Raw genomic sequence first — 23,023 nt, 5'->3', positions numbered from 1 at the left:
ATCCTCACGGGCGGCACTCCCCCGGTCCCGCATGAGAGAACGCTTTCTCATGCGTCCAGGAGGACGCACCCCGCGCCGGACGCCCCTCTTCCTGCGCGAATAGCCGTGGGAGCGCTTCCACCAGGCATAACGCCGTCCTCAGATAACGGGAATCGTTACTGATCCAGCCCTTGACGGCCTCACGACCGGCTCCCAATCTTGTGCGAGAGCGCTCTCTTCATGATCATTAATACACAGGAACCCAAGGAGGGTTCATGGGCACTCCCCACGCGGGCCGCCGGGTCGTCCGGTTCGTCGCCCCCATGCTGGCCGCCTCCCTGCTCACGCTCACGGCGTGCGGCGGGGGCGGGTCCGGCTCCACGACCGGCGGCGGCCAGTCCACGGAGAAGATCAAGCTCAGCGTCGGGCTCTTCGGCGACTTCGGCTTCAAGCCGCTCTACGAGGAGTTCACGAAGACGCACCCCAACGTCGAGATCGAAGAGCGCCAGGCGGCGTACGCCGACCACCACACCAACCTCGCCGCGCACCTGGCCACCGGGGCGGGCGCCGCGGACGTCGAGGCGATCGAGGTGGGCTACATCAGCCAGTTCACCTCGCAGCCGGACAAGTTCCACGACCTGAAGCAGTTTGGCCTCGACAAGCGCCAGGGCGAGTATCTCGACTGGAAGTGGCAGCAGGGCCTCGCCCCCACCGGCGCGCTCGTCGGCCTCGGCACCGACGTCGGCGGCCTGGCCATGTGCTACCGCACGGACCTGTTCGAGAAGGCCGGCCTGCCGAGCAAGCGCGACGAGGTGTCGGCCCTGTGGCCCACCTGGGAGCAGTACATCGAGACCGGCAGGAAGTTCGCCGCCAAGGCGCCCAAGGGCGCCAAGTTCTTCGACAGCCCCGGCGAGATCTTCCGGGCCATCATCGCCCAGGCCCCGGTCGGCGTGTACGACGCGCAGGACAACGTCGTCGTCGCCACCAACCCCGACGTGAAGAAGGCGTGGGACCTGTCGGTCCAGATGATCGGCGCGGGCCTCTCCGCCAAGATCGGCGCGTTCACGCCGGAGTGGAACACCGGCTTCGCCAAGGGCTCGTTCGCGACCGTGATCTGCCCAGCCTGGATGACGGCGTACATCCAGGACCAGGCCAAGAACGCGGCCGGCAAGTGGGACATCGCCACCGTGCCCGGCGGCGCGGGCAACTCGGGCGGCTCCCACCTCACGGTGCCCAAGCAGAGCAAGCACCCCAAGGAGGCCGCCGAGCTGATCGACTTCCTGACCTCGGCGCAGAACCAGGCCGCGGTGTTCAAGGCGATCGGCAACTTCCCGTCGATCCCGTCGCTGTACGACCAGCCGGACATCCAGAACTTCACGAAGAACTTCTTCAACGACGCCCCCGTCGGCAGGATCTACTCCGACGCCGCGAAGAACCTCAAGCCGCAGCACCTCGGCCCCCGCGAGGGCGACGTGCGCACGGCCGTCGGCAACGGCATCGGCCGGGTCGAGCAGGGCAAGCAGTCGCCCGACGAGGCGTGGGCCCAGGTCCTCAAGGACGTGGAAGGCATCAAGTAGTCCGTCACAGGCGGGGCCCCAGACGATCGGCTCAGACGATCGGCTCGGGTTGTCGGCCCTGGGGCCCCGTCCAGAGGAGGATCTCCCATGGCATCACCCCCGGGCGGGTCCCTGCGGACCGCGGCGCCCTCCCCCGGCGGCCCACCGGCCGCCTCGCCCGCCCCGGCGCACGCGCGAGCGGCGTCGGGCCGGCGCTCCGTCCTTCACCGGCTCGACCGGCAGGCCTCGCCGTACGCGTACGTCGCGCCGTTCTTCCTGCTGTTCGCGGCCTTCGGCGTCTTCCCGCTCGTCTACACGGCCTGGGTGTCGCTGCACGACTGGAACCTGCTGAGCAGCGACAACCCCTTCGTCGGCCTGGACAACTACACGGCGCTGTTCGCCGACGGCTACTTCTGGAACGCGGCGTTCAACACGCTGTCGATCGGCGTGCTGTCCGCGGTGCCCCAGCTGCTGCTCGCGCTCGTGCTGGCGCACCTGCTGAACCGGCCGCTGCGGGCGCAGACGCTGTTTCGCATCACGCTCCTGCTGCCCAACGTGACCAGCGTCGTGGCCGTGGTCGTCATCTTCAGCCAGCTCTTCGGGCGCGACTTCGGGCTGGTCAACATGGTGCTCGACTGGCTCGGGTCCGGCCGGATCGACTGGCAGGCGGGCGTGGCCACCTCACACGTGGCCATCGCCGTCATGATCATGTGACGGTGGACCGGCTACAACGCGCTCATCTACCTCGCGGCCATGCAGGCCGTGCCCAAGGAGATCTACGAGGCGGCGACGCTCGACGGCGCGTCCAGCCTCAGGCAGCTGTGGGGCATCACGCTCCCGATGATCCGGCCGACCGTCGTCTTCACGGTCATCGTCACCACGATCGGGTCGATGCAGATCATCGCCGAGCCGCTGCTGTTCGGCGCGCAGGTCAGCAACGGCGCGGCGGTCACGGGCGGCACCGACCGCCAGTTCCAGACCCTGGCCCTCTACCTGTACGAGAAGGGCTTCCGCAGCTTCGAGTTCGGCTATGCCTCTGCGGCGGCCTGGGTGATGTTCCTGCTCGTGGTCGTGGTCGTGGGCGTCAACTACCTCGTCGTACGGCGCATGCGTGGAGGACTCGATGCCTAGGTCGCTGCGCGCTCGTCCGCTCACCTACCTGACCCTGGTGGCGGTGGCGTTCTTCTCGGCGTTCCCCGTCTACTGGAGCGTGGTCGTCGCCTCGCACGACAACACGGCGCTGGCCGAGGTGCCGCCGCCGCTGATGCCGGGCGGCAACTTCTTCGCCAACGTGCAGCGGGTGTTCGACACCGCGCCGTTCGCGCTGGCGCTGCTCAACTCGTTCGTCGTCGCAGGGACGATCACCGTGTCGGTGATGTTCTTCTCCACCCTGGCCGGCTTCGCGTTCGCCAAGCTGCGCTTCCGCGGCCGCAACGTGCTGCTGCTGATGACGGTCGTGACGATGATGGTCCCGGCGCAGCTCGGCATCATCCCGCTCTACATGCTGATGATCAAGCTGGAGTGGACCGGCACGATGTACGCCGTGATCGTCCCGGCGCTGGTCAACGCGTTCGGCGTGTTCTTCATGACGCAATATCTGAGCCGCGCGCTGCCGACCGAGCTGCTGGAGGCGGGCCGGATCGACGGGTGCAGCACGGCCCGGCTGTTCTGGCACGTCGTGATCCCGGCCGCCCGGCCGGCCGCGGCGGTGCTCGGCATGCTCACGTTCATGACCGCGTGGAACGACTACTTCTGGCCGCTGGTGGTGCTCACCCCGGACGACCCCACCGTGCAGGTGGCGCTGTCGCAGCTCGCCAGCGGCTACGTGCGCGACTTCACGCTCGGCCTCACGGGCACGGCGGTGGCGACCCTGCCACTGGTGCTCGTCTTCGTCCTGCTCGGCAAACAGATCATCGGAGGCATCATGCAGGGAGCTGTGAAGGGATGACGGCGACGACCACGGCCACTCGGGGGACCGGATCGTCGACGATGGTCTTCCCTGACGGCTTCGTCTGGGGCGCCGCCACCGCGGCCTACCAGATCGAGGGCGCCGCCGCCGAGGACGGCAGGGGTCCCTCGATCTGGGACACCTTCTCCAAGGTCCCGGGCAACGTGGCCGACGGCCACACGGGCGACGTCGCCTGCGACCACTACCACCGCTACGCCGAGGACGTACGGCTCATGGCCGGTCTGGGCCTGGCGGCCTACCGGTTCTCGGTGGCCTGGCCGCGCGTCCTGCCCACCGGGGCGGGACGGGTCAACGCCTCAGGCCTCGGCTTCTACGACCGCCTGGTGGACGAACTGCTCGCCCACGGCATCACGCCCTACCCCACGCTGTATCACTGGGACCTGCCGCAGACGCTCGAGGACGCCGGCGGCTGGGCCGCGAGGGACACGGCGCAGCGCTTCGCCGACTTCGCCGCCGTCGTGCACGAGCGGCTCGGCGACCGCGTCGGCACCTGGACGACGCTGAACGAGCCGTGGGTGGCCGCCTTCCTCGGCTACTGCTCCGGCGTCCACGCCCCGGGCAGGCGCGACCCGGCCGCCGCGTTCCGCGCCGCCCACCACCTGCTGCTCGGGCACGGGCTGGCGGCACGGGCCCTGCGCGCGTCCGGGGCCGCCGAGATCGCGCTCACCCTCAACCTCTCCCCCGTGATCCAGACGGACGGCCACGAGGAGGCCGCGCGGGTGGACGCGCTGATGAACCGGCAGTTCCTCGACCCGGCGCTGCGGGGGCGCTACCCGGAGGAGGTGCTGGAGATCGCCGCCCGCCACGGCGGCCTCGGCCACATCCGGGACGGCGACCTGGCCGTCATCAACCAGCCGATCGACCTGCTCGGCATCAACTACTACAACCCGTCCTTCGTGTCGGCCGCGCCCGGCGAGCCGGCGAACCCCGCCTTCCCCGGCACGGACGGCATCCGGTTCGAGCCGCCGACCGGCCCGACGACCGCGATGGACTGGCCCATCGAGCCGTCCGGCCTGGAGACCCTGCTCGTACGGCTGTCGCGCGACTACCCCGACGTCGGGCTGCTCGTCACGGAGAACGGCGCGGCCTTCGACGACCACCTCACGGGTGACGAGGTGCACGACGACGACCGGATCGGCTACCTCGACGGCCACCTGCGGGCGGCGCACGCCGCGATCTCCGCTGGTGCGGACCTGAGGGGTTATCTCGTATGGTCGCTCCTGGACAACTTCGAGTGGGCCTACGGCTATCACAAGAGGTTCGGCATCGTGTACATCGACTTCGAGACCCAGCGACGCGTTCCCAAGGACAGCGCGCTGTGGTATCGAGACGTCATCGAACGCAACGGGCTGGGGAGTGCCTGACGAATACTGCCCGTCGTGAGCGGCCCCCCGGACCGCGCGCGGCGCGGCGTGACTCGCCGGGCACGACGAAGGGGGACTGCATGAAACGACCCACTCTGGAGGCGGTAGCGGCGCGGGCAGGGGTCTCCCGCGCCACCGTCTCCCGGGTCGTCAACGGGCAGATGACGGTGACACCGCAGATCAGGGATGCGGTGATGCGCGCCGTCGACGAGCTGGGATACGTCCCCAACTCGGCGGCGCGCAGCCTCGTCACGCAGCGGACCGACTCGATCGCGCTGGTCGTGTCGGAGCCGCCGACCAGGGTCTTCTCCGAGGACCCGATGTTCTCCACGGTCATCCGCTCGGCCAGCGTGGAGCTCGAGGCCGCCGACAAGCAGGTCGTGCTCATGCTCGGCGGCTCGGCCCAGAGCCACGCGAGGATCGAGCGTTACATCGCCAGCGGCCACGTCGACGGGGTCATGCTGATCTCGATGCACGGCGCCGACCCGCTGCCCTCCGCCGTCGCGCGGATGGGCGTCCCCGTCGTCTCGTACGGCAGGCCGCCCGTGCCGGTGCCCCTGCCGTACGTGGACAACGACAACGTGGGCGGCGCGGAGAAGGCGGTGCGCCACCTGCTGGACGGCGGACGGCGGCGCATCGCCACGATCGCCGGGCCACAGGACATGATCGGCGGCCAGGACCGGCTCAAGGGTTATCGCGACGCGCTGCGCGAGTCCGACCGGCGGTCGATCGTCGCCGTCGGCGACTTCACCCGTGAGTCCGGCGCCGTCGCCATGCGCCACCTGCTGCAGGACGACCCGGAGCTCGACGCCGTCTTCGTCGCCAACGACCTCATGGCCATCGGGGCGCTGCAGACCCTGCGCCAGGCGGGCCGCCGGGTGCCCGACGACGTGGCCGTCGTCGGGTTCGACGACATCGAGGCGGCCCGCTACACCGAGCCCCCGCTGACCACGATCAGGCAGCCGGTCATCGAGCAGGCCGCCACGATGGTCCGGCTGCTGCTGGGCCTGTTCAAGGGCGGCCCGGCCGACCCGGTGATCCTCCCCACCGAGCTCGTCGTCCGCGAGTCCGCGTGACGTTCAGGCGAGCGCCTCGGTGATGCGGCCGAGCGCCTCGAAGGGCGCCAGGCCGTACGCGTAGAAGTCGGCGGCCCCGGCCCCCGCCGTACGGGCCGCGCGCACCTTGGCGGCCAGCCGGTCGGCGGAGTCGGTGTCCGGGGCGCCGGGGCGCAGCACGACCCGCAGCTCCGGGTTCTTGCCGACCGAGCGCCGGTAGGCGGCCACGTCGTCGGCCACCCGGGCCGGGTCCCTGGCATAGCCGAGGACCGCGAACGACGGGACCAGGTCGCCGAGCGCCACCAGGTCGATCCCGAGCTGCCAGGAGTCGTGCGCGGCCAGGCCGGCGGAGGGCAGCCCGTGGGCATAGCCCTTGACCGCGCCCGTGCCGTCCAGGAACGTCAGCCGTGCGCCTTCGGCCGTCACCGCCGCCGCGACCTCTCCCACCAGGGAGGTGACGCTCTCGGAGCGGGCCCGCGCGTACGCCACCGTCTCCGGGCCTGCGTACGCCGTCAGCGCGGCCCGCGTGACCTCGCCCTCCGCCGGCGGGTCGCCGTCGAGCACGCCCCCGACGATCCTGGCGCACTCCTGCCTGGCCGCCTCGGCGTTCACCCCGAGGTCGGCGGCCCGGCGCATGCAGTGGACGCAGAAGCACAGGCCGAACAGGAAGGCGTCCATCGGGCCGAGCGCCACGAAGCACCGCTCGTAGGCGAAGGCCCCGAAGTGCAGCGACTCCGCGACGACCGTGTCCACCCCCTGCCGGGCGACGGCCCGGGCCAGCGCCACGGCGTACGCCCGGACGTCGGGGTGCGAGGGGCACAGGTCGGCCGGGGAGCCGTGGTCGCCGAAGCAGTTCTCCACCCTGATGTCGGGGTGGGCCAGGCCGAGGGTGGCGTTGTTGAGGAACACGGTCCAGCCGTGCAGCCGCATGCCCCGGTCCTCGCAGGCGCGGCGCAGCTCGTCGAGCGGCCGGTCCTGCGCCCCGGGCTGCACGGGCGGGGTCAGGCGCAGCCCGTCGAACAGGTCCTCCGGCGGCGGGAAGTGGACGCCGTCGCGGCGCAGCGTCAGGCGCGACGCGCCGTGCGGGGTCACGTCCCTGGCCTGGTGATAGGCCGCGGCCACCGCGACGCCTCGCACGCCGTACGCCGAGGCCCGGTCGAGCAGTCCCCGCGCGCCCTCGGCGTACAGGTCCTCGACGAAGACGTACAGGGCGCTGTCCATCGTCAGCGGCCCGCGTACGCCACGAAGTCGATCTCGACGAGGATGTCCATGAGATCGGAGCCCACCGTGGTGCGCACCGGGTAGGGCCGGGTGAAGTAGGACCGGTAGACCTCGTTGAACGCGGCGAAGTCCTCCTTGAGGTTCTGCAGGTGGACCGTCGCCTTCACCACGTCGTCGAACGTCAGGCCGTGGGCCTCCAGCACCGCCCCGAGGTTGCGCATGGTGCGGTGGGTCTGGGCGGCCACGTCGTCGCCGACGACCTCGCCGGTCGCCGGGTCGAGCGGCCCCATGCCGGAGGTGTAGAGGAAGTCGCCCACCACGAGACCCTGGGAGTAGGCGCCGACCGGTGCGGCCCCTGCGGTCGTACGGATCTCCTGCTTGCCAGCCATTGTCACCGCTCCATCAGAAACACGTGTTGATCAAATCAATCACGACGTCGTCGTCGTCCACCACGGGGATGACCCGCCATTTGTCGAAGGCCGTGCACGGATGCGACAGCCCGAACGACACCAGGTCTCCCGGGCGCAGCCCGGCGTCGCCGTCGAGATAGGCGTGCTGGTCCTGCACCGTGACGACCGTCACTCCGCTCAGCGGCTCGGCCGGACCCCGGCCACCCCGCCGTACGGCCCGGGGGAACGGCAGGTGGATGTCGTGGGGAACGTCCCGTTTGCCCATGCCGACCAGCACGAGACCGGGCTCGGGCACGGACAGCACCTGGGCCCAGACCTCCAGCGCGGGCCGCAGCTCGCCCTCCAGCCGGTTGTAGGGCGTGTGCTCCCGGTAGTAGCCGTCGTCGTGGGCGATGTAGGCGCCGCTGCGCAGCAGCACGGTGGCGCCCGGCTCCTCGGTCAGCGGCGCGAGCTCCTCGGCCACCAGGTCGAACCACGAGCTGCCCCCGGCGGAGACCACGATGGGCCCTGCCACCTGCGGCGCGAGCGTCCGGGCCGCGCGGGCCAGGTCGCGCAGGAACCCGCGCACCCCGGCGGCCTCGTGGTGGGTCCCCTCATATCCGGCGACCCCGGCCAGCTCGGTCCCCCGGGCCTCCTGGGCGGCGCGGGCCACCGCCAGCAGCTCGTCGTGGTCGCGGCAGCCGGTGCGGCCGCCCGGGTGGCCCAGCTCGACCAGCACGCGGAACGGGACGTCGCCGGCCATCTCGTCGAGCACGCGCACGCCCTCGATCGAATCGGCGAAGCAGAGGAAGTCGAAGCGCCCGATCTCGCCGGCCAGCCAGCCCAGCGCGCCGCGGTCGAAGATCTCGTTGGCCAGCAGCACGCGCGGAACGCCGAAGGAACGGTGGACGAGCACCTGGCCCGGCGTGGCCGCGGTGACCCCCCACGCCCCGGCGTCGAGCTGGGCCCGCACGAGCTGCGGCGACATCGTGGTCTTGGCGTGCGGCGCGAAGGCCAGCCCGTGCCGGTCGGCGAAGCGCGCCAGCGTCGCGATGTTGTAGTCGAGGGCCGAGCGCCGGGCCGTCATCACCGGCCAGGTGAACGCGCCGTCGAACAGGGAGTGCCGGGCCTCGGCGAACTCCCGTCCGCCGATCGGCCCGCCCGGCCACAGGAAACCACGGGTGCGCGCGTCGACGACGATCTCCGGGAGCCCCGGCTCCGCGGGCTGCGCCGGGAGGCCGTCCGTGAAACCCACGCCGCCCCCCTTGTTGTCCAATTCAGACCACCTCGTGGATCGTACTGGACCACCGTCTCGGGGGTAGACTCGCGCCCTCACACCATGATCGGAACGGGGTGGCGATGAGCGGCGACGTGCGACTCGATCGGGCCCTCGCCCTCTATGAGCAGGCGGTCTTCGGCGGCGACGCCTCGGCTCTCACCGAGGCCGACCGGGAGCTGGACGCGGTGGAGGCCGGCCTGACCACGCGGGGATCGGGACGGGACATCGCCGCCGCCGAGGCCGGTCTCGCGCTGGCCCGCGGCCGGGTCGTCCACGCGCGGTTCCTCGAACACCACGAGGAGGACCCTCGCGAACTGGAGCTGTTCGAGCGGGCGGCCGATCTCTTCCGGCGGCTCGGCGACACGCGCGGCGAGGGTGAGGCGCTCTTCTGGATCGGCTGCTTCCATCAGGTCGTACGGCACGACGACGAGGCGGCCGGGCCCGCGCTGCGGCGGTCGTACGAGCTGGCGGCGGGGGCCGGCGACAAGCTGACGATGTCCTACGCGCTCCGGCATCAGGGCATCGCCGATCACAAGGCGGGACGGCTGGAGGCGGCACGCGAACGGCTGGAGGAGTCGGTCCGGCTGCGCCGGGAGCTCGACTTCCATCCGGGGGTCGCCGCCAACCTGGTCGGACTGGCCTACATCGCCGTCGCCGAGGGCCGCCGGGACGACGCCCTGCGGCTCCTCGACGAGGCGGCCGTCCTGGCGGAGACGAGCGGGGCCCTGGGCATCGCGCGGCACGTGGAACAGGCACGCACGGCCCTGTGACCCCAGCCTGACGGCGGATCGCCTCGCATTCGATGACATGTTCGAGATAGGGTGTGACGGACCTCATAGGGGCTCTGTGGTTCCGCAGCGCGGACGTCCCACAGCGCAGACAGAGGAGGGACCGCCCATGACCGAACCCAGGACGCACACCCTTGAGGTGCCCGGCTGCGTTCTCCACTACGACGTACGCGAGGCCGAGGGAACCACCGAGCCGATCCTGATGATGATCGGATCGCCGATGGGCGCCGCCGGGTTCACCGCCCTGGCGCGGCACTTCGAGGACCGCACGGTGGTCACCTACGACCCGCGCGGAAGCGACCGGAGCACCCGGACCGACGGCGTCGCCGAGTCGACCCCCGGCCTGCACGCCGACGACCTGCACCGGCTGATCGACGCGCTCGGAGGCGGGCCGTGGACGTCTTCGCCAGCAGCGGAGGGGCGGTCAACGCGCTCGCGCTCGTCGCCCGGCATCCCGGGCAGGTGCGCACGCTCGTGGCGCACGAGCCGCCCGCCCTCCAGGTCCTGCCGGACCGGGAGCAGGCGCTGGCCGTCGTGGCCGACATCCGGCGGACCTACGACCGGGACGGTTTCGGGCCGGCGATGGTGAAGTTCATCGTGAGCACGGGCCACCAGGGCGAGATCCCGGCGGACTTCGCCGATCGGCCCGTGCCGAGCCCGGCGGATTTCGGGCTGCCGGCGGAGGACGACGGTGCGCGTGGCGACGTGATGTTCGAGCAGAACCTCATCACCTGCACCCACTACGAACCCGACTTCGAAGCGCTCCGCGCGGCTCCGGCCCGCATCGTCGTCGGCGTCGGAGCCGAGTCGGAGGGGCAGCTGGCCCGCCGCGCGGGCGAGGCGGTCGCCGAGCGGCTCGGCACCAAGCCGGTGATCTTCCCCAGCAACCACGGCGGGTTCCTCGACGACACGTTCGGCATGCCGGGCGATCCGGACAACTTCGCCGTCACACTGCGCCAGGTTCTGGCCGAGTAGGCCGGCGAGCCCGTCGAGCCGGGCAGCGAACTCCACCCCGCCATTGGGCGTCCAACCTTCATGAGCCCGCGCGCGTCGTTCACCCCGGCCTTGTCAGCCGCCATCGTCGTGGCCGTGCTGGCCGCCGCCTGCACCGCCCCGCCCGCCCGCGGACGCGTGTCCGAGCGGGCACCGGCGTCCGCTGCCACGGGTGTCGCGCCGGGCACGCCGGGGGCGGGCGGGAAGGGATTTCGAGGGGCCTGGGACTTTCTGTATCCGGACGATCCGCCTGAGCGGCACCGGCCCGTGACGGTCGCGGCCGATGAGTCGGGGCCGTGGCGGCTGCGCCTGCTCGCCGACTACGGGGTGTTCGACCAGATCACCTGTGTCGTCGCCACGGCGCCCGGAGTGGCCTGGGCGTTCGGGTTCGATGAGACGTGGCGGGGCCGGCTGGTCGCACTGCGCTGGGACGGAGCCCGCTGGACCAGGTACGCCTCCGCACAGCGGGCCTACCCGGTTGCCGCTGCGGCCTCGGGGCCGGACGACGTCTGGCTGCTGCTGCGGGGGGCACGTCGCGGGCAGGTCCTGCACTGGGACGGGGCGCGGTGGGCGCCGGTCGGCGGCGGCGGGTCGTTCGCCCGGCTGGGCTCGGCGGGCCGGGGGCGGGCGTGGGCGCTGGACGGCAAGGAACCCGCGATCCGGCTGTCCGACGGCGGCCCCTGGCGGCGGGTGCCGGGACCCGGGACGGGGATGGCGGTGCGGGCGCTTTCCGTGCCCGCGTCCGGGACGTACTGGGCGGTCACCAATGACATGCGGCGGGGGCGCACGGCGCTTTACCGGCGTGCGCCCGGTGACTCGTGGGAGCCGGTCGCCTTCGGCGGGGCGCTGCCGAAGGACACCCGGGAGAACTCACTCGACCTCCAGGGGGTGGTGGCCGCCTCCGACTCCGACGTCTGGGCGTACGGCACGTACGGGGCACGCCCCGATCCGGAGGGGGACGGCGCCCCGGTGAGGGACCCCTTCGCCGCGCACTGGGACGGGCGGGCCTGGCGGCCCGTGGCCGTGCTCAAGGGCTGGCGGTTCACCGACGCGGCGGTCGCCGACGGGCAGGGCGGGCTGCGGGCCGTGGTGGCGAGCACGACCGGCGACGAGGACGCCGTCGCGGCCGAGACCGCCGTCCTCTCGCTGACGCCCACCGGCCCCGCCACGCCGGCCGAGCCGAAGATCGAGGGCGGGCGGGTGGTGCTGCGCGGGCTTGCGAGAGTCCCGGGGACGCACCGCTTCTGGGCGGTGGGCGCGGCCTTCCCTGTGTCGCCGGATATGTCGGCGTCCACCTCCGTCATCTATGGCTGGCGGCCCTGAAGGCGCTGCGGCCGGCGCCTGCCGCGCTCCGGGTGCGGACCAGAGACGCGAGTGCGAGCAGCAGCAGCAACGCGCAGGCCCAGGCGAACCAGTCGCCGAACCGTGTGTAGGGCCTGTCGGCCGAACGGGCAGGCACCGTGGTGAGAGCCGACACGACGGGCGCGTCCGCGCTGTGCGCCTCGATCCGGACCCGGCCGTTGGCGTCGCTCATGGTCCGGTTAGACAGGACGCAGCGCGCGGCCGGGGGTGGCGCCGGTGAGCTCGCCGCCGCGCAGCACCGGCACGCCGCCGACGAGCACGTCGTCCACGCCCACGGCGAGCGAGCGGGGCTTGTCGTAGGTCGCGGTGTCGGCCACCGTGGCCGGGTCGACGACGATCAGGTCCGCGGCCTGGCCACGCCGTACGAGACCGCGGTCGGGCAGCCGGAAGCGGCGCGCCGGATGCGAGGCCAGGTGCACCGCCGCCTGTTCCCAGGTGAGGTCGCCGAGTTCGCGTACGTGCCGGCCGAGATAGCGGGCGAACGCCCCGAAGCCGCGCGGGTGCGGATGGCCGCCCACGTAGATGCCGTCGGAGCCGCCCGTGTGGCCGGGGTCGCGCATGACGGCGCGCACCGACTCCTCCCCCGCCGGGCCCTCGTCGGGCCGGGCCTGCACGCAGCCCGCCTGCAGCCGGGTCTCCACCAGCAGCATCCGGCAGAACTCCGCGGGATCGGCGCCGAACTCCGCCGCGGCGGCGGGCAGGGTCATCCCCTCGGCCCACGCGAATCCGGGGGCGTGCGAGAGCGTGATGCGCGGCCACAGGTCGTCGCGTCCTGCCCACTCCCCGGCGAGGCGGTCGCGTTCGGAGGACAACATCGCCACGGCGCGGTCGGGGTCGGCGGCGGGCACCCACGGCGGCAGCGTCACCATCGCCAGGATCGTGCTGGCCCGCAGGTAGGGATAGGTGTCGAAGGTCAGGTCGACGTCCTGCCGCCGGGCGTCCTCGACCAGCGGCAGCAGAGTGGAGGCCGGGCCGTGGAGATGCGAGACGTGCACGGCCGCGCCGGACCGCCGGGCGATCTCCACGACCTCCGTCATCCCCACCGCCGCGGACGCGCCGTACGCGCGCATGTGGGTCACGTACGGCAGGCCGCCCAGCGGCGCGCACAACGCCGCCAGCTCGGCGGCGTCGGCGTAGCGGCCGGGGGCGTACTCCAGGCCCGACGACAGCCCGGCCGCCCCTTCGGTCAGGCCCGTCTCGACCGCGCGCAGCATGGCGCGCAGCTCGTCCGCGTCCGCGGCGCGTTCCGCCGGGCCCATCGCGTCGAACCGGATCGTCGCGTGCGGCAGCAGATAGACGGTGTTGAGCGGGGTCGCGCCGTCATATCCGGCGAGCAGGCCGGCGACGCCCACCGGGCCGTCCACGTGCGGGTGCGGGCCGTTGACCGCCGCGAAGTAGCGGCTCGCGTACGCGAAGGTGGCCGGGGAGGTGGCCGGGGCGAACGACAGCCCGTCCTGCCCCAGCACGAACGTCGTGACCCCCTGCCGCAGCGCGGCCTGCTGCACGAGCGGGTCGAACACGGCCGCGTCGCCGTGCGCGTGGCAGTCGACCAGGCCCGGCAGCACGAGCCTGCCCGCCGCGTCGATCCGCACCGCCGCCTCCGCCTGGTCGAGGCGGCCCACCGCCTCGACCAGGCCCCCGCGCACACCGACGTCGGCGCGGAACGCGGGGGCTCCGGTGCCGTCGACGACGCGGCCACCCGTGATCAGAACATCGAAGGTCACGTCCCGATTAGATCAGTCGCACGAATCAGTCGTACGGACCGGGCATACGCGAAGAGCCGGGGCAGTCGCGCGACGGCGAGGCGGGCGGCACGACGGGCCTGCGCTCCAGCACCTCCCGGGCGCGGGCGCGGGCGAGGTTCCAGCCGTTCCAGGGGTCCGGCTTCCACAGGTCGTTGAAGGCCACCACGTCGCTCAGCACGCAGCTGCGGTCGGGCTCGGGCAGACGGTCGAGGATCGGCACGGCCTCCGCCCCCAGCTCGCTCAGATAGCCGTGGTCGAGCCGCTCCACACCCCGGACCGTCAGCTGGGTCTCGGCCACCCGCGCGTCGGGGTCCCACACCGCGAACGCGAACAGCGACACCCCGGTGAGCAGCACGAGCGCGCGGAAGAACCACGACGTGCCGCCGCCCGCCAGGCGGACCGCTCCCACCACCAGGACCAGCACGAACACCGCGCCGAGCCACCAGATCGTCGCCTCCACCGAGGCCCGCAGCCGCGACAGACCGTACGCGTCGGTGTAGAGGCCGAGCCGGTGCAGCGCCGAGGCGAGGATGACCAGGGTGAACGCGCACAGCAGGCCGAGCAGGACGGCCAGCAGCCAGCGGTCGGCCCGGCTCTCGCGGCGCAGCAGGGCGACCGCGGCCGCCACGATGCCCAGCACGAAGAGGCTGACCGTGACGAGTTCGAAGAAGCCCGACCTCGCATACTGCGCGTAGGTGAGCCCCGCCGTCGTCAGCACCCTGCGGCTCCCGCCGAACAACACCGTGATCTGCACCGTCACGAACGCCGCGAACAGCAGGTTCAGCCCGATCAGCGGGATCATCCACACCTGGCGGCCGATGGACATCCGCAGGTCGGGCGCGGCGGGCTCGGCCACCGGCCGCAGGCCCACCAGCACCGCCGCCGCGGCCAGCGCCGCGAACACGCAGAATACGAAGGCCCGGTAGGGCAGGCTCTTGACCCAGTCGGGGGTGCGCAGCAGGTCGCTGAGGAAGGCCGAGAAGACGGCGTCGGCGGAGGCGAACAGCAGGCCGAAGACGGCCAGCAGGACGACGGTCACGAGGGCGCTGACCAGCGTGGGCAGCATCCTGCGCCGGGTCAGTCTCCGGAGCGGCCCGCTCAGGAACCACGGCTGCGGCAGCAGCGCGAGCACGACCGAGACTCCCCCCTTGATCACCGCGAGCCAGCCCCGTCCGCCGCCCGACACCGCGAGCGACCCGACTCCGAACGCGGCCAGCAGCACCGGCCCGACCAGCCAGTCGGCGTCGCGGAAGAGCACCACGGAGACCAGCGCGTACGCCAGGAGGCCGAAGGCCACCGTCCACGGCGTGATCCGGCCGCGCCGGAGCGGCAGCACCGCGGGGAACGCCGCGGCGCCCATCGCGACCGCCGTCAGCGCGAAACCCAGCCCGGGCGACGCGTCCGGCAGGGAGACGGCGGCCACCAGGCCGGCCGCCGCGGCGGCCGGCAGCAGCCACCGGGGCGCGTCCGGAAGTTCCGGGCGCGGGAACAGCGGCGGCGGCACGTACGCGGGCGGCGGCGGGTATCGCCCCGGCCCCTGCGGTCCGGATCCCTGTGTTCCCGGTCCCAGCGTGCCCGGGGCGGGCGGCGGGGAGGCGCTCACGCCCTGGGCGGCGGCCTGAGCGGCGCCCATACGAGCGACCGGCCCAGGTGAGGGCACGGGTGGCGACGCGGATGACGGCCCAGGGGGCGGCCCGGGTGGCGGCCCGGGTGGCGGCGCTGCGCCCTGCCAGGGCGGCGGCGCGGCGCGGCGAACCGACGACGAGCCACGTGTCGCTCCCACGATCGCGCCGCCGACGGCGAACAGCAGCACCAACACGACGCCCAAGCCGAGTATGACCGAGACGACCATTCCGGTGAGGAATCCGACGATCATGCCGAGGCTCGCCCCCAGCGCCGCCCGCGCCAACTGCCCGGCGGGGTCATGGACGGCGCCAGGCTGCGGCGCGGACATATGCGATGCCGCATGCGGCGCGGGCGCATGTGGAGCGGGCATCTGTGGTTCGGACGTGTCCGAGGCGAGCATGTGCGAGACAGGCGCGTGTGACGCGGGCATTTGTGAGGCGAGCGGCCGTGAGGCGGCACCGGCGTCCTGCGCACCCATGTCCTGGGCGCCCACGTCCTGCGCCGCCGCACCCGGCTGATCCGCTCGTGCGTGGACAAGGCCCGGCCGCGACTCATCCCGATCCTCACCACCGCCCGGGGCACCGGCGCCGTCCGGAGAGCCGCCGTGGTCCGCGGGCCGGAGGTGGCCGCCTGCCGGAGTCTCGGTCCGCCGCGACGCAGCCGGGACCTCGTGAAGGAGTTCCGGCCCAAGGGGCGCCAGGCTGTGGGGCTCCGGGCTGTGGGGCTCGGGGCTGCCGGGCTCCGGGCGGGGGTGCGCCGGGCTGGGGGGCTCGGGGCTGCCGGGCTCCGGGCGGGGGTGCGCCGGGCTGGGGGGCTCGGATCCCCCTCCACGCCCGGCCTCTGTTCGCTCGTCCCCGGCCGGAGTCACGGGGAAGGTTCCGGGCGGGATCGCCCCCGCATCCTCGCCCCGCGTTTCCTCTCCCCACGCATCCTCGTCTCGCGCCTTCTCCTCCCGCACGTCCTCGTCAGCGGTCTTCTCCGGTCCCCGAGCCGAGGCGAGGGCGCCATCGATGAAATCGGCCTCGCCTCCGGATGGGCCCTGCTCGCCGGGCCTGCCTTCGGCGCGGCCCGCGCCCGTCTCACGGACGTCCATGTCTCCCTTTCCGGCGTGGACGAGTCCGTCCGCGCTCTCCGCCGCCGCGGCCTCCGCGTGATGCGGCAGCACGACGACCATCCGGCACCCGGGGGCCGTTCCCCGGCCTCTCCCTCCGGTCCCCCCGGCCCGCCTCGCGGCCGGGATCGGGTCGGACACCGAGATCGACCCGCCGTGCAACTCGACGATCTCCTTGGCGATGGCGAGCCCGAGCCCGGCCCCGCCCGCGTCGGCGGCCCGTCCGGCGTCGAGCCGTGAGAAGCGCTCGAACACCCGGGCCCGCTCCGCCTGCGGGATGCCAGGACCGTCGTCGGTCACGCTGATCTCCAGGTTCGCCCCGGCCGGCCGCGCCTCCACGCGGACCGTGCCGCCGGGCGGGCTGTGCCGTACGGCGTTGTCGAGCAGGTTGGCCAGCACCTGGGCGAGCAGGGCCGCGTCGGCGGACAGCACCGTCCCCGGCCTGACCGCGCTCACCACCGTGACGTCGTCACGCGCGAGCGTCGCCTCCGAGACGGCCTGGCGGCACAACGACGCCAGGTCCAGCTCCTCCGGCTCGATCAGCCGGGCCCCCGAGTCGAGCCGCGACAGGTCGAGGAGCTGGGCCACCAGGCGGCCGAGCCGCTGCGTCTGGGCGAGGGCCGTGCCCAGGGTGTCGAGGTCGGGCGGCGTGACGCCGTCCACGATGTTCTCCAGCACGGCCTGCAGGCCGGTGATCGGCGTGCGCAGCTCGTGGCTGACGTTGGCCACCAGTTCACGCCGCTGGCGATCGACCTCGGCGAGGTCTGACGCCATGGCGTTGAAGGCCCGCGCCAGCTCTCCCACCTCGTCGCGGGAGGTCGCGCTCACGCGCAGGCCGTAGCGGCCCTTGGCGATCGTCTGCGCGGCCGCGGCCATCTCGCGCAGCGGCCGGGTCATGCCGTGGGCGAGGAGCTGCACCATGATCATCGCGAGCACGACGGCGATCGCGATCCGCAGGTCCCGGGACAGGCCGGAGTTGATGCCGACCTCGTTGACGACGAACGCCGCGACCACGGCGAGCACGATCACGATGCCGAGCTTGACCTTGATCCGGCCGAGGAAGTCGAGCGGCCTCAATTGCCTGGCTCTCCTTGATGAAGCGTCATGGACGGACGAGCGCGTATCCCACGCCGTGGACGGTGCGGACGACCTCCGGGCCGAGCTTGCGGCGCAGCGCGCGGACGTGGCTGTCCACGGTCCGGGTCGCGGCGGCCTCGGAGAAGCCCCAGATGTCCGACAGCAGCCGTTCCCGCTCGAAGACCTGGCCGGGCCGCTCGGCGAGACGCCGCAGCAGGTCGAACTCGGTCCGGGTGAGCTGGGCCTCGGCCCCGCGGACGAACACACGGCGCTCGGCCGTGTTGATCTCGACGTCGCCGACCCGGATCACCGCGTCCTCGTGGGCCAGCAGGCCGGCCCGCTCCACCCGCCGCAGCAGGGCGTGGATCCTCGCGACGAGTTCCCGCATGCTGAACGGCTTGGTGATGTAGTCGTCGGCTCCCACGCCCAGGCCGACCAGGACGTCCGTCTCCTCGCCGAGCGCGGTCAGCATGAGCACCGGCACCGGACGGGCGGCCTGCATCCTGCGGCACACTTCGAGCCCGTCCAGGCCCGGCAGCAGCCGGTCGAGGACGACGAGGTCGGGCTCCGCCTTCGCGTAGGCCGCGAGCGCCCCCTCGCCGTCACTCGCGACGCGTACGTCGAAACCCTCCGCCACGAGCCGGAGCCGTACGGCGTTCGCGATCGTGGCGTCGTCCTCGACCACGAGGATGCGGCGCTGCTGAGGGGTAGCCATGGACGGAAGCGTAGATGCCCTCTGTGCAGAGTCGTCGTCCGGAAATGTGCAGATCCCGTGCATCCCGCGCATCCCGCGCATGACGGGCCGTCTGCGCCCGCCGTGACGGAGCTGCGGGCCGCCGCATCGCTTCGATGAGCCGAATCCGCTGGTCAGGGGTTTCGCCCCCGGGTTACGGGTAGCCCGGATATGACCAGAAAGGAGGCGCTAATGGACCGCCAGTCAAGGCCGGAGACCATGCGGGAGAACGACGTGATCGATCTCCTCATGCAGCAGCACGTCCTCATCCGGGAGCTGTTCGACGAGGTCGGCAGAAGCCAGGGGGAGCAGCGCAGGGAGGCGTTCAGCCGCCTCGTCCGCCTGCTCGCCGTCCACGAGACGGCGGAGGAGGAGATCGTCCACCCGTATGCACGGCGCAAGCTGGTCGGCGGCGACGCGATCGTGGACAACCGCCTCCAGGAGGAGGAAGAGGCGAAGGAGATGCTCAGCCGCCTCGACGACATGGACGTGACGACGGCCGAGTTCTCCCAGGAGCTGGAGAGGCTGCGGGCCGCCGTGTTCGCCCACGCCGCAGCCGAGGAGCGCTACGAGTTCTCCGAGCTCAAGGCGAGCACATCCGAGTCCGAACGCAAGGCGATGGCCGTGGGGGTCAAGGCGGCCGAGGCGATGGCTCCCACCCACCCGCACCCCGGGGTCGAGTCGGCGACGGAGAACATCCTGCTGGGACCGCCCGCCGCGATCATGGATCGTGTCCGTGACCTGATCCGCAAGGCGATGGGCAAGTCGGAGTCCGGCGAAGATTGAGTCTCCGGCCAGGGGTCTCCAATCGGGAGTCTCCGATCAGGGGCCTCCGATCAGGGGGCTCCGATCAGGGGGCTCCGGTCGGGCCGCCGTACGGGAACGGAGTCCGTCCCGTCGGATCGGGAGCGCGGCCCATGCCGGACGACCGGGGAGTGCGCGCGGCGCCGCGGAGCCGGGCGGGAGGCGATCACTCGTCTCCCGGGCACCGCGGCGCCGCGGCGCGCACGCGCACCGACCGGGATCGAACCCGGGTCGAACAGGCTCAGGCCGCGATCGAGCGGCTCCCCTGGGCGTTCGCGGAACTCGGCCGGGACGCCGGACGTTCTCCAGGCGACGCGGGACTTCGCCCCGCGCGGGACCCGACACGAAAGGCCTGACGATGTCGCCACTGGGCAAGTACTACGTGGGCGCGGCGGTGGTGGCCGTGCTGGTCTTCATCCTTCCGGTGCCGTCGCTCCTGGCCTGGCTGATCACCATCGGCGCGCTGGGTGCGCCGATCGTCGCCTACTTCATGCTGGACGAGTCGCAGCGGACGCGGCTGCGGCGCATCCGCCGCCGCCAGATCGGCCGCTGAGGCCCGCAGACCGACCGCAGACCGACCACAGGCACGGCCACAGGCACGGCCACTGACACGGCACAGACAAAGGTACGGCCGGGTCGCGCTCGCGGCCCGGCCGTTCCGCGTCGCTCACGAAGCGGTGGCGATCCTCCTGCGCGCCCGCTCGGTGACGCTGCGCTCCATCACGAAGGACAGGAACGGGATCGTGCCCGCGATGAGCACCAGCAGCAGGTAGCCGACCGACCAGCGGGCCTTGATCAGGCCCAGGTTGATCGCGGCCACCAGATAGACCATATAGAGGAAGCCGTGGATCGGCCCGACGACCGCGACCATCGTGCCCCTGTCGAAGCCGTACTTGACGACCATGGCGGCACACAGCACGAGCAGCATCACGCCGACGATGTAGGCCATGACGCGGTAGAAGTTGAGCGCGGATTCCACGTCGATCATTACCTCTGCTGGGAGAAGGGTCACCCCACGATATCCGGGCCACCCGGTGGTCCCGGCTCCAGGGCCGCTCAGGCCTCCACGTGAGCGGCGGGCTCGGACGTCTGAGGCTCCGAGGTCTGAGGCTCCGGGGGCTGCGGCTCTAACGGCCGCGGCTCCCCAGGCTCCCGTTCCTGTTCCTGTTCCTGTTCCTGTTCCTGTTCGCGTTCGCGTTCCCGCCGCCCGCGCAGGGCGTCGCGGACGAAGTGGAACCACATGTACACGGCGAACAGCGCGAAGATCCACCACTGGAGGGCGTAGGCCAGGTTGCGCCAGGTGAACCCGCCGCCTTCGGTCGGCGGCGACACGGTCACCGGCGTGACGCGGGACGGCGGCTCCTGCGCGCTCGCGACGACGAACCCGTCCCGCACCCGCGCGTCCGGCCACAGGTTGATCAGCTCCGCCGTCGACACCGTCGCCACCTGGCCGCCTGGCAGGTTGCCGCTGCGCATCACGTCGTCGGTCTGCTCGGCCGGCCGCAGCCGCCCGGTCACGGTCACGGTGCCCTCGGGCACGGCCGCGGCCGGGTCGTCCGCCCTGGCGACCCAGCCGCGTACGACGGGGACGACCGTGCCGTCCGCGAGCCGCAGCGGTGTGAGCAGCCAGAATCCGTCCCCTTGGGCCGCCCGGCCGCCGGGGGCGGCGACGTCGGCGACCCGGTCGGCCACCAGCAACTGGTGCGCGGCGTCGTAGGTCCCCGTGGCGGTCACCCTGCGGCTGATCGCGGCGCCGCTCACATGCTGCCCCACCTGAGCCAGCTCGGTGACGGCCACGGGCGCGGGGTCGGGGGCCCGCTTCGGGGCGCCCGACGACTCGAAGACGCCGAGCTGCCAGCGGCCGAGGAAGGTGAAGGAGACGAGCACCCCGATGACCAGCAGGTGCAGGGCCACCAGCCGGGGAGCCAGGAGGGTGCGGAGCATGAATACAACGCTATCCGCCGCCCACACCGGTCCGGTATTCGCTCCGGTCGCTGAAGGGGCAGCCGGGGTTCTGCGCTTCCCCAAACCACCGCCAGGAGAGGGCAAAATCCGACAAATCACAGCCACGACACACCATGTGTCGCTAGAGTCTTGCCCATGTCCGACCCTCATATCGACCCGGCCGGAAACACGCAGGCTTTCCGGGCGTTCGCGCAGCAGCAGGACGTGGAGGCCTCGAAGGAGCAGCCGTCCCGCCTGCCGATTTGGATCGCCGTCGGTGCGGCGCTCGTTGTGATCCTCGCCGTGGTGGCGTACCTCCTGGTGCGCTGACATACCTGTACCAGCCGCCGACGACCGCGCCCGTCGGCGGCTTTGTCATGCCCGCCGACACCCCCACGACGCCGCCCACGACGGCGCCCTGACGGCACCGACGGCACTCCCCGGCAGCCCGGGCCGTACGCGCTCGGCCCTGGACCCGGCCCACCCGCGGGAATAGATTGGACAAATCTTCTAATAGGACGGGGAGGTCGCATGCCCAGTCCGGGCGTCACGATCATCGGTTCCGGGTTCGCCGGGCTGTGCATGGCCATCAAGCTCAAGGAAGCCGGCTATCACGACTTCGTGATCCTGGAGAAGGCGGGCGAGCTCGGCGGCACCTGGCGGGACAACAGCTATCCCGGCTGCGCCTGCGACGTCCCCTCGCCCCTGTACTCCTTCTCGTTCGAGCTCAACCCCGGCTGGTCGCGGCTGTTCTCCCCACAGGAGGAGATCTGGGACTACCTGCGAGCCTGCGCCCGGAAGTACGGCCTGGAGCCCCACCTGCGGTTCGGCAAGGAGGTCTGCGGGCTGGAGTACGACGACGAGCGGGCCCTGTGGCGGGTGTCGACCGGCGACAGGGAGACCTTCGAGACCCACGCCGTCGTCTCCGGTGTCGGCGCCCTGCACGTGCCGTCGTTCCCCGAGATCCCCGGACGTGAGCGCTTCACCGGCACGGCGTTCCACTCCGCCCGCTGGGACCACTCCGCGGACCCGACCGGCAAGCGCGTCGCGGTCGTCGGCACGGGCGCGTCGGCGGTCCAGTTCGTCCCGGTCCTCGCGGAGCAGGCGAGCCGGCTCACCGTCTTCCAGCGCACCCCGCCGTGGATCCAGCCCAAGCCCGACCTGCCGATCGGCGGACGCCTGAAATGGGCCATGGAGGCGCCCGGCGGCGCCCGCCTGCTGCGCGACGCCGTCTACTGGCTGCTGGAGACCCGGGCGGTGGGGTTCACGATCGACCCGCGGCTGATGAAGGTCCACCAGGCCATGGCCGAGCGGCACCTGGCCCGGCAGGTGCCCGACCCCGGATTGCGCGCGAAGCTGACGCCCGGCTACACCATCGGCTGTAAGCGTATCCTGCTGTCCAACGACTACTATCCGGCGTTGACCAGGGACAACGTCGAGCTGGTCACCGACGGGATCACCGAGATCAGGGAACGGTCGATCGTGGACGCCGCGGGGCGCGAGCACGAGATCGACATGATCGTGTACGGCACCGGATTCAAGGTGGTCGACTCGCTCAACGAGCAGAGCATCGTCGGCAGGAACGGCGTCAAGATCCAGGACGCGTGGCGCGACGGCGTCGAGGCCTACTACGGGATCACCACCGCGGGTTTCCCCAACCTGTTCTTCCTGCTCGGCCCCAACACCGGTCTCGGACACTCCTCTGTCGTGTTCATGATCGAGTCACAGGTCCGCTATGTCATCGACTGCCTGCGGCTGCTGTCGAAGACCAAGGCCAGGGCGCTCGACGTACGGCCGGCGGCGCAGCGGGCCTTCAACGACCGCCTCCAGCGGCGGCTCGACCGGCTGGTGTGGAACGAGGGCGGCTGCACGAGCTGGTATCTCGACGAGCACGGCAGGAACCGCTCGCTGTGGCCCGGCTTCACCTTCGAATACTGGGCACGCACCCGGAAGGTGAAGCCGGCGGCCTACGAACTCATCGGCGCCCGGCCCTGACGCGGCCCGGCCCTGACGCGGCCCGGTGCTGAC

22 protein-coding genes are annotated in these 23,023 nt (G+C 72.2%); 13 read left to right on the top strand and 9 right to left on the bottom strand.

Translation table 11 applies throughout. From position 1 onward, the window contains the following. The first annotated feature begins 254 nt into the window (after positions 1–254). The 6 genes from FLX08_RS33025 to FLX08_RS33005 all read left to right on the top strand — a co-directional run bounded on the left by FLX08_RS33025 (position 255) and on the right by FLX08_RS33005 (position 5,944). On the top strand, positions 255–1,556 hold the full coding sequence (locus FLX08_RS33025; protein WP_142624177.1) for an ABC transporter substrate-binding protein: 1,302 nt from the start codon (positions 255–257) through the stop codon (positions 1,554–1,556). Between the two features lie 87 nt (positions 1,557–1,643). Further along, complete coding sequence (locus FLX08_RS43310; RefSeq protein WP_341874366.1) at positions 1,644–2,249, top strand: carbohydrate ABC transporter permease; 606 nt, start codon at positions 1,644–1,646, stop codon at positions 2,247–2,249. Positions 2,250–2,288: 39 nt separating this feature from the next. After that, the gene (locus tag FLX08_RS43305; RefSeq protein ID WP_425280658.1) at positions 2,289–2,666 is read left to right on the top strand and encodes a carbohydrate ABC transporter permease; all 378 of its coding nucleotides are present in this window, start codon (positions 2,289–2,291) and stop codon (positions 2,664–2,666) included. Next, on the top strand, positions 2,659–3,483 hold the full coding sequence (locus FLX08_RS33015) for a carbohydrate ABC transporter permease (RefSeq protein WP_142624176.1): 825 nt from the start codon (positions 2,659–2,661) through the stop codon (positions 3,481–3,483). The genes FLX08_RS43305 and FLX08_RS33015 overlap by 8 nt, the downstream gene beginning before the upstream one ends. Then, entirely contained in the window at positions 3,480–4,868 is a 1,389-nt protein-coding gene (locus FLX08_RS33010; RefSeq protein WP_244313083.1) for a GH1 family beta-glucosidase, read from the top strand. Before FLX08_RS33015 ends, FLX08_RS33010 begins: the two co-directional genes overlap by 4 nt. 80 nt (positions 4,869–4,948) lie before the next feature. Continuing rightward, complete coding sequence (locus tag FLX08_RS33005) at positions 4,949–5,944, top strand: LacI family DNA-binding transcriptional regulator (protein WP_142624175.1); 996 nt, start codon at positions 4,949–4,951, stop codon at positions 5,942–5,944. A gap of 3 nt (positions 5,945–5,947) precedes the next feature. Here the strand turns inward: FLX08_RS33005 and FLX08_RS33000 are convergent, their stop codons facing one another. The 3 genes from FLX08_RS33000 to FLX08_RS32990 are packed head-to-tail and all read right to left on the bottom strand — an operon-like array spanning position 5,948 to position 8,788. Further along, positions 5,948–7,144, bottom strand: coding sequence for a hypothetical protein (locus FLX08_RS33000; RefSeq protein ID WP_142624174.1), 1,197 nt, complete (start codon positions 7,142–7,144; stop codon positions 5,948–5,950). Between the two features lie 2 nt (positions 7,145–7,146). Beyond that, the gene (locus tag FLX08_RS32995; protein WP_142624173.1) at positions 7,147–7,533 is read right to left on the bottom strand and encodes a Rid family detoxifying hydrolase; all 387 of its coding nucleotides are present in this window, start codon (positions 7,531–7,533) and stop codon (positions 7,147–7,149) included. 13 nt (positions 7,534–7,546) lie between these two features. Beyond that, a complete protein-coding gene (locus tag FLX08_RS32990) occupies positions 7,547–8,788 on the bottom strand; it encodes an alanine racemase (protein ID WP_142624172.1) in 1,242 nt (413 codons plus the stop codon). A 116-nt stretch (positions 8,789–8,904) separates the two neighbouring features. Here FLX08_RS32990 and FLX08_RS32985 point away from each other — a divergent pair, with 116 nt between their 5' ends. The 3 genes from FLX08_RS32985 to FLX08_RS32975 all read left to right on the top strand — a co-directional run bounded on the left by FLX08_RS32985 (position 8,905) and on the right by FLX08_RS32975 (position 11,916). Continuing rightward, complete coding sequence (locus FLX08_RS32985) at positions 8,905–9,582, top strand: tetratricopeptide repeat protein (protein ID WP_208761807.1); 678 nt, start codon at positions 8,905–8,907, stop codon at positions 9,580–9,582. Positions 9,583–9,993: 411 nt separating this feature from the next. Then, the gene (locus FLX08_RS32980; RefSeq protein WP_244313082.1) at positions 9,994–10,575 is read left to right on the top strand and encodes a hypothetical protein; all 582 of its coding nucleotides are present in this window, start codon (positions 9,994–9,996) and stop codon (positions 10,573–10,575) included. A 60-nt stretch (positions 10,576–10,635) separates the two neighbouring features. Beyond that, positions 10,636–11,916: a hypothetical protein gene (locus FLX08_RS32975; RefSeq protein ID WP_142624170.1), complete on the top strand. Its 1,281-nt coding sequence runs from the start codon at positions 10,636–10,638 to the stop codon at positions 11,914–11,916. Here the strand turns inward: FLX08_RS32975 and FLX08_RS32970 are convergent. From FLX08_RS32970 to FLX08_RS32945, 4 genes are read right to left on the bottom strand one after another with little or no spacing between them, the layout of a single operon-like run. After that, the gene (locus tag FLX08_RS32970) at positions 11,894–12,127 is read right to left on the bottom strand and encodes a hypothetical protein (protein ID WP_142624169.1); all 234 of its coding nucleotides are present in this window, start codon (positions 12,125–12,127) and stop codon (positions 11,894–11,896) included. The genes FLX08_RS32975 and FLX08_RS32970 overlap by 23 nt on opposite strands. 7 nt (positions 12,128–12,134) lie before the next feature. Then, positions 12,135–13,679, bottom strand: coding sequence for an N-acyl-D-amino-acid deacylase family protein (locus tag FLX08_RS32965; RefSeq protein WP_142624168.1), 1,545 nt, complete (start codon positions 13,677–13,679; stop codon positions 12,135–12,137). Positions 13,680–13,704: 25 nt separating this feature from the next. Then, complete coding sequence (locus FLX08_RS42565) at positions 13,705–17,514, bottom strand: DUF4153 domain-containing protein (RefSeq protein WP_244313081.1); 3,810 nt, start codon at positions 17,512–17,514, stop codon at positions 13,705–13,707. Between the two features lie 25 nt (positions 17,515–17,539). Continuing rightward, positions 17,540–18,229 (bottom strand): response regulator transcription factor, encoded by a 690-nt coding sequence (locus tag FLX08_RS32945; protein ID WP_142624167.1) that lies wholly within the window; start codon positions 18,227–18,229, stop codon positions 17,540–17,542. Between the two features lie 210 nt (positions 18,230–18,439). Between FLX08_RS32945 and FLX08_RS32940 the strand changes: the two genes are divergently transcribed. Together FLX08_RS32940 and FLX08_RS32935 are read left to right on the top strand one after the other, a co-directional pair. Further along, positions 18,440–19,033: a hemerythrin domain-containing protein gene (locus FLX08_RS32940; protein ID WP_244313080.1), complete on the top strand. Its 594-nt coding sequence runs from the start codon at positions 18,440–18,442 to the stop codon at positions 19,031–19,033. 376 nt (positions 19,034–19,409) lie between these two features. After that, positions 19,410–19,604: a hypothetical protein gene (locus FLX08_RS32935; RefSeq protein WP_142624166.1), complete on the top strand. Its 195-nt coding sequence runs from the start codon at positions 19,410–19,412 to the stop codon at positions 19,602–19,604. 114 nt (positions 19,605–19,718) lie between these two features. On the opposite strand, the gene FLX08_RS32930 is transcribed toward FLX08_RS32935, so the two are convergent. Together FLX08_RS32930 and FLX08_RS32925 are read right to left on the bottom strand one after the other, a co-directional pair. Next, the gene (locus FLX08_RS32930) at positions 19,719–20,039 is read right to left on the bottom strand and encodes a DUF3817 domain-containing protein (RefSeq protein WP_167530665.1); all 321 of its coding nucleotides are present in this window, start codon (positions 20,037–20,039) and stop codon (positions 19,719–19,721) included. A gap of 68 nt (positions 20,040–20,107) precedes the next feature. Then, complete coding sequence (locus FLX08_RS32925) at positions 20,108–20,995, bottom strand: SURF1 family protein (protein WP_142624165.1); 888 nt, start codon at positions 20,993–20,995, stop codon at positions 20,108–20,110. Positions 20,996–21,151: 156 nt separating this feature from the next. Between FLX08_RS32925 and FLX08_RS40950 the strand changes: the two genes are divergently transcribed. Together FLX08_RS40950 and FLX08_RS32920 are read left to right on the top strand one after the other, a co-directional pair. Further along, positions 21,152–21,325, top strand: coding sequence for a hypothetical protein (locus tag FLX08_RS40950; protein WP_167530664.1), 174 nt, complete (start codon positions 21,152–21,154; stop codon positions 21,323–21,325). A 201-nt stretch (positions 21,326–21,526) separates the two neighbouring features. Then, positions 21,527–22,990, top strand: a complete 1,464-nt coding sequence (locus tag FLX08_RS32920) for a flavin-containing monooxygenase (protein WP_142624164.1) — start codon at positions 21,527–21,529, stop codon at positions 22,988–22,990. The last annotated feature ends 33 nt before the right edge of the window (positions 22,991–23,023 follow it).

Origin of the sequence: Microbispora hainanensis (assembly GCF_006874475.1) — a bacterium.
GTDB classification, from domain to species: domain Bacteria; phylum Actinomycetota; class Actinomycetes; order Streptosporangiales; family Streptosporangiaceae; genus Microbispora; species Microbispora hainanensis.
This window is presented reverse-complemented; position numbering and strand designations above follow the sequence as displayed.